At 38.2% G+C, this 11,997-nt stretch carries 5 protein-coding genes; all 5 read right to left on the reverse strand.

What is annotated here, in order from left to right:
* Window positions 1–138: 138 nt before the first annotated feature.
* Window positions 139–3,657: a S8 family serine peptidase gene (locus tag G3O09_RS22750; protein WP_163101084.1), complete on the reverse strand. Its 3,519-nt coding sequence runs from the start codon at window positions 3,655–3,657 to the stop codon at window positions 139–141.
* 393 nt (window positions 3,658–4,050) lie between these two features.
* Window positions 4,051–5,298 carry a helix-turn-helix domain-containing protein gene (locus G3O09_RS08610; RefSeq protein WP_163101085.1) on the reverse strand — a complete coding sequence of 416 codons (1,248 nt, stop codon included), beginning with the start codon at window positions 5,296–5,298 and terminating at the stop codon, window positions 4,051–4,053.
* 182 nt (window positions 5,299–5,480) lie between these two features.
* On the reverse strand, window positions 5,481–8,567 hold the full coding sequence (gene ebgA / locus G3O09_RS08615) for a beta-galactosidase subunit alpha (protein WP_163101086.1): 3,087 nt from the start codon (window positions 8,565–8,567) through the stop codon (window positions 5,481–5,483).
* A 411-nt stretch (window positions 8,568–8,978) separates the two neighbouring features.
* Window positions 8,979–10,550 (reverse strand): aminomethyl-transferring glycine dehydrogenase subunit GcvPB, encoded by a 1,572-nt coding sequence (gcvPB, locus tag G3O09_RS08620; protein WP_163101087.1) that lies wholly within the window; start codon window positions 10,548–10,550, stop codon window positions 8,979–8,981.
* Window positions 10,551–10,577: 27 nt separating this feature from the next.
* Entirely contained in the window at window positions 10,578–11,966 is a 1,389-nt protein-coding gene (gene gcvPA / locus G3O09_RS08625) for an aminomethyl-transferring glycine dehydrogenase subunit GcvPA (protein WP_163101088.1), read from the reverse strand.
* Window positions 11,967–11,997: the final 31 nt, after the last annotated feature.

The following is an 11,997-nucleotide window of genomic DNA, read 5'->3' on the forward strand; positions in this document are numbered from 1 at the left end:
ATGAATATATCAATTAATTTATAGTAAAACAAGTACAATGTTTAAAAATGGTAAAAAACACACAGAAAAAGCTCATCCTTTGTACCTCTACAAAGATGAGCTTTTTCCAGCACTATCAATCTACAAAACTTATGAAAATTATTGTTGAACTACTGTCACTGTTTGAGAACTTGTCGTTACTTTAAAGCCTTGCTTGTTTACCACATCCGCTGAGACAGAATACGTCCCGCTAGGAAGATCCGCTTCCGGAGTCCAGTTCAAATGGATTTCATGCTCATTTTCAACCTCGATAGAATCGACGATCTTGCCGTTTACATCTTTAATGTTTATTTTCCAATCTACACGGTTATTGGCAAAGGCATTAATTCCTGCTGGAGTACTAGCATTAACATTCTTATTTGGATATACGCTGAACCAACTTACAAGCATTCCTTCATTAACATAGGAAGGATCTCCCCAAACAGTATAGCTATGGTTTAGAGCATAATCGGCACCTAAAACTACCACACTCTTAGGCTCTTCTTTTACCAATACCGATGTTTGTCCCTCTTCTAAAGGCTTATACTTACCGTTATACCAAACGATTGCACCGTTAAAGCCGCTACCTTTTTCGTTGTCTTTCGCTTTGAAGGAAATTTCATATTGTCCGTCTTTTGGTTGTACTTGAATATCGGATACTACTGGAGCAACAGAATCTACATTCACCGGAATTTTTACTTCTTGCGGTTTTGCATCCTTGTAATCTAGTGTTGTTTTAATTACATAGTTGTAAGTACCATCATTGACAACTTGTCCGCTTTGGTCTTTTACATTCCATAAATAACCACCATTCAGATAGTCACGGAATGACATAATATTTTTCCGGAACTTCCACGGCTTCCCAGTATATTCACTAAAATCACCAAGATATTGAACCAATTCTCCTTTTTCATTCTCCACGTACATTTCTGTTTTCTGTAAGTTGCGAAGTGTGGTGAATGTTGGGAATACACCTGGATAGATCGAGTTCGGTGAAATTACGATCCGATCCATATTAAACGTTCCTTTTCTTGGGTCATAACCTAATGGGAATGTGCCTTCTGAGAATGGCTCATCATTCCACAGAACCGTATATCCTAAGAACGCATCTTTATCCCATGCAACAGGGTCAAGGTTCTGCGCTTGATCCCATTTTCCATAGAAGCCCATGTAAGGGACTGTTAACGGGACGGCTGAATCGCTATTTTTGCCTGTTGGAACCAGACGTACATACCCTTCAACAAATGTTCCTTGCTTTAAGCTTGATGGCAATGAGATTTGGACGTCCAAGTTCTTCTCTTGTCCCGGTTTAATCTTTAGTGTCTTTCCTTCTGAATGAGTTACTTTTTCCCCGTTTACCAATACTGAAGCACCCTGTACACGCTTGCTTGTTAAAGTTAAATATTCTTTGGAATCCAATGCCCCGTCATTGTCTAAGTCAAATTCTTTCGTTTCTGTTCCATCCGTCAATACATCTACATAGACTGTGTATTCCAAGTCTTTTACATCTAGTTTTTCAAGTGCTTCTACATTCAGCTTGAATTGAGCCTTGTTACTCTTAATCTCTTTTAATGCAACTGATCCAGCTTGCTCTAGCGGAGTTTTTTCACTTGTTACAAGTACAGGTGTGTTAATGGCATTTTGAATTTGCATTAACCCTGATCCTTGAACACGCGGTGAGTAAGGTAATTCACTGTTGGTACGAGGATCTTGTATTAATTGAGATGTATTCATTAATGCGATTTTTGCTTTTAAAGCCGTTTCCTTTGAATGAGATAAGCCCTTTTCATATAAAGCTTGAAGCAATAGTGCAGAACCGCCAGCTACATGCGGAGTTGCCATCGATGTTCCGCTCATAATCTCATATTCATTACCAGGAACAGTGGAGTAAATATTGCCTCCTGGTGCAGAAATCTCCGGTTTAAAGTCTAATGTATGAGGTGCACCATATGATGAGAAATCTGATATCGTATTCTTATCCTCATTTTCAACATATGTTCCTTTTGACATTTTCATTTTCACACTTTGACCACTCGAAAGTTTTGTAATTAACGCATCTCCTGCTTTTTTGCTTGTCGTTGCGGCAGGAATAAAGAAAGAACTTAGATATACGTATGGAAAGTCAGCCATTTCAGTAGGCGGCACAAGGATGACTGCTTTGGCGCCTTTCTTTTTCGCTTCATTTTGTACATACGAGTAAGTAGCATATGGCTGCTTCGGTTTTGCCACAACAATTTTACCCGTAACGTCTTTTCCAACGAAATCTGCTGTTTTCCCTTCCCCTACATAGACCATTTCATAGCTTTCGCCTGGTGTTAACACACTAGAAAGCTTGAAGTTATATTGAGTTTGATCTTGGTATGGAAGCTGCAAGCCGTTTTCTTCTGCTAAGGTGCTCATATGGATATTTGTATTTTCATAGGAAGCCACTGACAATGCAAAAGGACTTACGCTTGGTTCTCCAACTGTCCCAATATCTGGATTTTCAGCATACGGTTTTGCTGCAGACTGTAAGAGGTTGTTTTTTGTACTATAAGCAGAATTACCACCCGCTACCACGACAAGAGTCCCTTGCTCCGTCGCTTCACGTATCGATTTTTGGATTGGATCGTTTTCCTCTCCAACAAACCCTGCATCAGAGCCTAAACTCATATTAATGACATCCGCACCCATTGTCACTGCGTGCTCAATACCAGCAATAATGTCATCTTCATAAGCTCCGCCACCATTATCGGAGAATACTTTTTCCGCTAACAACTGCACACCTGGAGCTATACCTTTTACTCCGTCGTTTTCTTCGTCACCATTCGCCCCAACTGTTCCGGCAACGTGCATCCCATGAGGACTTCCATATTGCCCGCGTGGAATTACGTCTGTATCATTATCCGCCCAGTCATATCCTGTAGGTACCTTGTCGCTGTACCACACTTCATTTACTTCAGTTTCTGCAAGCTTTCCTTGCACTGACTCTTGGCTCCACTTCTCATTTTCTTTCCCTTTTTCGGTCAACGTCATGTCCTTATGCGTATAATCAACTCCAGAGTCGACAATCGCCACAAGCAATCCGTCACCTTCATATCCATATTGCTCCCAAACCTTCTGAGCTTGTACCAATTCCTTGCTCGCCCCCATAGATGGTTGGAATGTTCTTGCGATATGTACATTTGTCACACCAAGAGTTGCTTGGATTTCTTTTACATTACGAAACTCCGTTTCCAGACTGAATCCATTAAAGCCTTCAAAGAAACGATGTTTTACCTTGTGGGAAGATATTTTCTTAGAAATTTGTCCAATTACTTGATCTTGTTTTTGCTTGAAGTTCTTCTTTTTATCTTTGGAGGTTTTAGTGATTTCTGATGGCTGCTCAACCTCAACAATTAAGCGAATCTTTTCATTGGGTTTATAAGGCTTCGCCAAACCGCTTTTAGTCAAATCCTTATATCCAAACTGATCTGCCGCTTCTTCTGACGCTTGTTTTTGTTCTTCTAAGAATATTTTATGACCTTGCTTTGCAATGTCCTCTACACTTGGAGCTACAGTATTTTGTGTCGCTTCTGCAAATCCTGTTGTTGTTAACAACATTGCAGCCAAAGTTGTCGTTGCAAATACCTTATATGGAAACCCTCTTCTCTTTTTCATTTCCCACGCTTCCTCTCTGTTTTACTAAATGGCTAATAATACTTAAAATCCTCTAAATCTACTACAAATTAAATAGATAAGAATAAGAAAGATATATTTCTTAAGATTCTAAATATTTATATTTCTAATGTTAATGACCTTGGAATTAGATTGCTATGGGGGTTATTAGACGAGACTTTCAACCTACTCTATCTTTCTAAAAGACCTAATATATATAAAAAAGATAGATTCCTTCAAGAAAATTAGTCTAAGAGGCCCAATTGTTTTTATAGGATTTGGGGTTTTTGCCACGATTAATAGAGAGCAAAAGAAAAACACGGAAAAAACATCCGTGTCTTTAAAAATGATATTAATAGGACTGAAAATAGCTTTTGGATCATAGCGCTGTATCATTTATTCGTGATCATAGTAGCTCTTTCCCCCTTGGAAGCAGGAGTTTGCAAGGCTTAAGGCTTTGGTAGTTTCACCAGTTTGGATGTAATATTGAAAAAGTTTTTTTTCATAGTGTTCAATTAATATGGTGTAACCAATATCTTTAAAATGAGGCAAAGCTGTGGTCTCAATAAACTGAAAAAAATTCTCTTCTTCTTGATTTAATAGATAAATATGTAATTGGAAATAAATCCAGCTAAATGCTTTTTTCGAATTAGCTAAATTAAGTCCTTTATATGCTAAATTCTTTAAGATTTCTATTGATAATAGATTTCCTTTATAACAAGCATTGATATATCCATCTAAAACAGTTAAATAGTAAGGATTGTTTTCATCTATTAGTTTCATAGATTGTTGGTATAGATCCGATGCATCTCTATATCTCTTTCTTCTATAAAGTTCAAATGCAAGATTATGATAGAGCTTAGATTTACGATCCATATCATGGATAGAATCGCATGTTCGGATCAATTGCTCATAACGTTCTTTAGTTTCATTAAAATCGTGGAGCTCCTTTGAATTCAATTGGATGAGCATCATCATTTCGGTATCAATAATACGTTTAACATTAAATGTTTTTTGAAAGTAATGCAAAACCTTCTCGGCGTAATAATAAGAAATAATATTAGAATGGATGGAATGATAAGCAATAGTCAAATGGTAATAGTATTCAAATTGATTATACTCATTTTGATCTATTGTAGTTAAAATATGTATACTTTCCCGATATTGTCCTTGTAGATAATAATAGATTCCTAGTACGTGCTTTAACATATTGCGATCACGAGGGGAAAAAGTCGACTCTTTTTTTTGCAAATCTTGAATAATCGAATACGCAGAATCTAATTTGTGAATGGACAAATAATACCTAGCTGATAGTAATTGAAAAAAAACATAAAAATCTGGAATGTGAATCAGCTTTTCATTTTCAATTTCCTTTTTTAAAGTCTCAGATTCTTTGTTTTGTTGCATGATCAACGAATTATGCCATTGATCCAGCTTTTGTTGTAGATTATTATATCGAGAAAATTCATCATCAAGGTTAATATTTAACCTATTGGCTAATAGATCTGTTATTTCCCCTGAGTATTCTGTTATACCTCTTTCAATTTTACTTAGGTGTGTGACTGAACAAATTCCTTCAACCAGTTTACCTTGGGTCAAACCAGTTTGTTCACGATAAAACTTAATAAGCTTTCCCTGTAGCATGTCCCACCCACCTCAAGTATGAAAATATAATTATTATTATAAATAGATAAGTAGAAATTTTCTACATTTATAGAAAATAGAACATAAAAAAAGAAAGTGGAGATGAATCTTCCACTTTTTATGAACACTTTCCCACTGCTAATTCGACAAGTGCCAGGCACTTGTCGATTATTTTCTATTAATCACATTAAATCTTTACTCAATACACCACTTCCAAAATAAGGTATAAAAGTTACTTCATACTCAAAAGTTTTAGGCTTCAACTGGTATTCAGGAAGCGGTCCAGGACCGCAGCTATTACTACCTAATCCATTTACTTGATGGTCTAGGTTTAAGGTAATAAAGTTACGTTTTTTTAATTGGTATAGATGTTTGGCTTCATCGATGTCTTCCTTCGTATAGTTATATGCACTCATGTTGAAGCTCGTTTTTCCGTTGACGTATAGGCCAAAATTAACCCCATTATGGAAGCTGGCCCATTTTACATCGGATCGATTTCCGTTTTCCTGTGGATATACGTATGGGAAGAACAGGTCATCAACGGACATTCTGTACAGCCCCATTTTGCATGCTAGCTTACTGTCCGGATAGCTTTCCAACGGTCCTCTTCCATGCCAGCTTGCTTGAGATAGATTGGAAGGTAATTTCATTTCAAGACCCACTTTTGGCCAAGTGGCTGGAAGCTTTCCATAAGGTTGTCCTTTGACGGCTAATTGGATCTGACCATTACTGAAAATCGTATATTTATAGCTGCCATTGATACCCCAATCTAGAACTCTTGGTGCTACATGAGTACCAATGTGAATTTTTATCTTACAGTCATCAATCTGCTCAAATTGTATCGTTTTTGTATCATGCTCCAGTAGGTGAAGGTAGAATTCCTTCCACTCTTTTACAATGTACATTTCATTATCGGTCATTGCGCGCCAAAAGTTCATTTTGGGTCCATCTAGCATGACGATTTGATCTTGATGAATCCACTTCGTAATGGTTCCTAGTACTTTGGAAAAAGTAATTTCAAAGTCCGTTCCCTTAACGATTAGATTTATATCCCTATCTTCAATCGTAAGTGGACGATTGTTTTGATTCCTATTCTTCTCTATTAAACTTCTTTTTCTAAGAGGAAGGTTAAATTGTGCCCAAGCAATTTCATGTCCCTGCTTCGCCCATAATGTGTCCTGTTTCAAGGTAAAGGAAACATTTAAGTAAGGCTCAATATTTGAAGGTAATAATTGATTTTTGTAAGGAATCGTCATACTCACCTTTTCACCTGCTGGTAGATCAGGTAATGCGATATTCCCACTTTCAACCATCTTTCCATTACCCATTACATTCCACGAAAGATTGACATGATCTAAAGATAAGAAATCATAACGATTCTCAATGATCAATTCGCCGTTTTCGATATTAGTGGATGCTACGACAATCGGTTCAATGACTTTTTTATATTGATATAATCCTGGAGATGGAGTTCTGTCTGGACGAATTAGTCCATCCATACAGAAGTTGCTATTGTTCGGAACGTCACCAAAATCCCCACCATAGGCGAAATATTCCTCACCATCCTCTGTGAATTGGCGTAAACCGTGATCAATCCATTCCCAAACAAATCCACCTTGAAGACGCTTAAATTGATAAAAGGCATCCCAATATTCTTTCAGTCCGCCTGGTCCATTTCCCATCGCATGGGCAAATTCACATAAGATATGTGGCTTTTCCCAGTTTTCTGCATTAGCAAAACCTATGATTTTTTCGACGGATGAATACATTGTACTAAAAATATCGGTTGCTTTTGTTTCACGATCGCCTTCATAATGGACAATGCGAGTGGCATCTAGTTCTTTACATCGTTTATACATTGCTTCAAAATTACAGCCAAATCCCGACTCATTACCTAATGACCACATGATAATACTAGGGTGATTTTTATCTCGCTCTACCATTCTTTCTAACCGTTCTACATAAGCTGCTTCCCACTCAGGATCATTGCTTAAGCGATTCGCATCACCTAGTAATTCAAAGCCGTGTGTCTCAAGATCTGTTTCATCAATCACATATAATCCGTACTCATCACACAAATCGTAGAAGCGTGGATCGTTCGGATAATGCGCAGTTCGAACGGCATTGATATTATACTGTTTCATCATGATAATATCCTGTCTCATCTTCTCTAAAGAAACCGTTCTTCCCGTATCAGGGTCGTGATCGTGACGGTTCACCCCTTTGAACATGATCGTTTTACCGTTTACCTTAAGATTTCCCTCTTTTATTTCGATGGAACGAAAACCAATTTTGTAAGGAATAACTTCGAGCACATGACCTTCTTCATCTTTTAAATAGAGTAAGAGGGTGTATAAATTAGGATCTTCCGCAGACCATTTTCTTGGAGCTGGAACATGAGCCTGATGGGTGCCGATTTTTTCATCGTTTGCTGATATCCGTTCTCCCTTAGAAACCATGCCTTCGCTTATACATTCGAATACGTCTAAAAGCTTGTATTCTAGAGTAACACTTTGTGAATTGTCGGCAGTATTTTTTATGGTTGCTGAAATATTCATTAATCCATCTTCATATTGTTCATCTAAAACAGTCGTTACATGAAAATCATATACATGGATTTTAGGCAGGGATACGAGATAAACATCACGGAAAATACCGCTTAACCACCACATGTCTTGATCTTCTAGATACGAACCATCACTCCATTGATACACTTGGACAGAGATTACATTCTTCCCTTGATTTACATAAGGAGTAATATCGAATTCAGAGGTCAACCGACTGCCTTTACTAAATCCAACTTCATGTCCGTTGATCCACAAATGGAAAGCACTGTCTACTCCTTCAAAACAAAGATGAATATTCCGACCATCCCATTCATTCGGAAGATAAAATTCCCTTCGGTAGCAACCAGTAGGATTCTTTTCCGGTACATACGGCGGGTTTACAGGGAAGGGATAATACAAATCCGTATAATGTGGCTTCCCGTATCCTTGCAGCTGCCAAACCCCAGGCACTTGAATATGATCCCACTCACTAGAATCATAGGCAGCTTCGAAAAAGTCTTTCGGTACTAAACGAGAATGCTCAGCGTAAAAAAAATCCCAACTGCCATTGAGCAATTGAAAGCTAGAGGCAGCTTCTCTATTCCAAACCAACGCTTCTGCTTCGTTTATGTACGAAATAAAATGTGTTCTAGGGTTTAATCGATTTCTATGTAGTAAGGCTTGGTTATTAATATCCTCTTTCGTAAACATTGTGTTAGTCATGTATTTTCACCTCAACATCATTCATTACGATTTGACAGAAAAAGATAGGGTGACTCCTTTGCTTTCGAGTCACCATCAGTTTTAATGAAAGGCTCTTTTCGTATATATTGTGTTTTAAACTCTAAAGTTTGCCCGTTGATTGCAGCGAGAGGCACTTGCTTTCCGCGGGGAGGGTGGGAGCCTCCTCGGCGTTCCGCCTGTGGGGTCTCCCACTTCCCTCTATTTCCCGCATGAGTCAAGTGCCCTCCGCTACAATCACCTCAGACATGTATTTATAAATTGCACTAAAAAGCAACAAACTTTACGAAAACAGCCTAATGATACAAAATTTAATCTTACATTCTAACCAGCACATAAAATATTTATAATTTTGAAAAAACTCCATACTAAACCCATATATCTACAAATTTATTACACATGATGGCGAGCTTTCGCTTTTTTCAAATATGAACTCCAAGTGATGCACCACTTCTCAGGGTTATCTAAATAATCCTGTTCATCTAATTTGTGTATCGTACTATTTTGCGGGGCATTCAAAATGTTGCTTGGATTCCCATAAGCTTCATTCGAAATTTGCTCAAGTGCTGAAATATATTCATCCAAATCCTGCTTTGAATAAGACTCTGTAGGTTCAAGTGTAAATGGTTGTTTGACGATATATGGATGGTGACTAGTCCAGTAGTGAAGACCGAAGTCAGTCATTCTTCTTTGGATATCCTCTGTCGTTATACCCGTTTCATAGGTTAACTGTTGCCAGCTATATCGAACTTGCTCTAATCGATGTCCTTTGACGTACGGTGCACTTGCTCCTTTAATATTCATTACGTTGTGATACATATAGTTATTATTTAAGACGGCAATTTTTGCGACTTCCTTCAGTCCATCAGCTCCAAGAGCACGAATCCAAGCATAAGAGCGTAAAACAGTTTGTGCCACTCCATGAAAAGCTCGAACCTTACCAATCGAATTTTTTAAATCGTATTGTAGAGTATATATTCCATCCTTATGCTCCACGATTGGTACAGGTAAGAATTCTTTTAATTCTTCGGTTACTCCTAGAGCTCCTGTTGCTGGGCCTCCACACATATGTGGTGCAGCGAAAGTTTTGTGTAAATTAAAGAAGCACATATCAAAGCCTGCTTCCTTTGCTCTCGTGATGCCTAATAGTCCATTCGCATTGGCTTGATCGTAATAGCAAATCCCTCCTGCGTCATGAACGATTTTCGTGAACTCCTTAATTTTCGGATTAAATATTCCCGTATCTTCTGGATTTGCCACAACAAAGCCTGCTGTTCTGTCTGATACAACCGATTTTAGCTTTTCAATATCTGGGAACCCATTTTCATCTGGATAGAGAGTAATAATTTTATAGCCCTTTACCACTGCAGTTGCAGCTTGAGATGGATGGGAAAAGATGGTGGTAATGATTTCATTTCGTTTTTCACCTTCGCCTCGTTGTTCATGATATTTCCTAACAATCGACGCCATCGTAAAAAGAGCTTGTGTGCCTCCACTCGGCTGAAAAGAGAAATAGTCCATCCCCGAAATTTCGCGCATACATAAGTCGAGCTTATAGAAAATCTCTAGCATTCCTTGAACCGTTTCTTCTGGTTGTAACGGGTGAAGCTCCATCATTTTAGGATTACGTGTTAACATCTCGTTTACTTTTGGAATGTACTTCATCGTACATGTACCTTGACCGATTTCAACGTTAAAATCCGAGCCTAGCGTTTCCTGTGATAGTCTAAGATAATGTCGCAATACGCGTGCTTGACCAATTTCCGGAAGATTAGGCTTCCCTTTTCTTTGCATGGAAGCTGGAATAACCGAGATTCCATCACCAACAGCTATGGCAACCTTCTCATGTACAGGTGGTACCTCCACTCCCTTTTCACCTGGATGATGGAGCTCAAAAATCACTGGTTCATTCCATTTTGCTTGATGGAAATCGCGCGTTTTATTATTACGCTGAATAAATTTCATGTTTACCAACTCCACTCTAGGTATTATTTATTTGGTTAATATGGTCTTTAAGGCTGTTACAAGATGGTCAATATCTTCTTTTGCGTGTACTTCAGTTACACAAAATAGTGCTGATTGACCGAGCTCTGGGAACTCTTGAGAAAGATCTTTCCCACCAAAAATTCTATTTTCAAGAAGCATTTTATTAATCTGTTCGATTGTATAACCAGTCTCATTGAAGTCGACGATAAATTCTTTAAAAAATGGTGAAACGAAGCGTGATCCCTTAACTCCCGCAATTTGATTTAACTGATGGACAGCATATTGACTATTTTGCATAATCGTTTGCCCTACTTCTTGAATACCATGTGGACCTAATAAAGCTAAATACACACCCGCTGTAATCCCCCATAAAGCAGTTTGAGTCCCAACCGATTCCTTGCCTGTTTCTCGATGAGCAAACGATGTTCTGTCATATGCTACATCACCAAAGCCATATTCCCCCTCTTTTACGGTTGGAATGATTCCAAATAACCTGGATGGAAATTCATTAATGAAGGTCGGATCATCATGAGTCGCAATGAACCCCGATTGTCCTCCACTGAAATTCATATGCATACCTAACGGCTGCAAATCTCCGCATACAATATCAGCTCCATAATGACTTGGAGGTGCTATTACTCCTAGCGAAATAGGGTCCACTCCTACTACCATTAATGTCTTTTTTTCTTTAAGTAGATTAGAAATTTGTTGTCCTTGCGATTCAATAAAACCGAGATAGGATGGATTTTCGTAATAGAATGCCGCTACATCTGTCGTTAATTTTGCTCTTAAATCCTCTAAATTGAGTTCTCCTGATTCAATGTCGAATTTAACAAATTCGAATTGTAAATCAGGTGATCCGTAATTCATGATAATTTTCTTACGCTCTGGTGCTACGGTTTTAGCTAGTAGTATTTTCTTCCTACCCGTTATCCGAGAAGCCATTCTAATAGAGGTAGCAGCTGCTTGCCCCCAATCAAAGGTTGGTACATTCACAACATCCATATCTACTAATTCAGCTACTAAGCTTTGATACTCAAAAAGTGCTTGAAAACGACCATGATCTTCATAAGGTTCACCAGCATACGCGGTGACAAACTCCGATCGTTGATTAATTTCATCACATACTGCCGGGATAAAATGCTGCCAGCAACCCGCACCTAAAAAGTTTATATATTCGTTAGTGCTAATGTTCTTTTTCAGCGTATCTTCAATATGACGGCGAAGCTCGTATTCCGTTAAGGCTTTAGGAATCTTTAAATCCGCTTTAAGTTGAAGTTCATCAGGGATGCAGGAATATAATTCCATAATTGATTTAGCTCCGATAACCTTCAGCATCTCCTCCTGAACTTCCGGAACCATATTTGGAATATATGGATGTACTTTTTGTGACATAACAATACCCCTCCTTGTTTAGCTAGCATTT

Source organism: Peribacillus alkalitolerans (assembly GCF_010882125.1).
GTDB lineage: Bacteria > Bacillota > Bacilli > Bacillales > DSM-1321 > Bacillus_BN > Bacillus_BN alkalitolerans.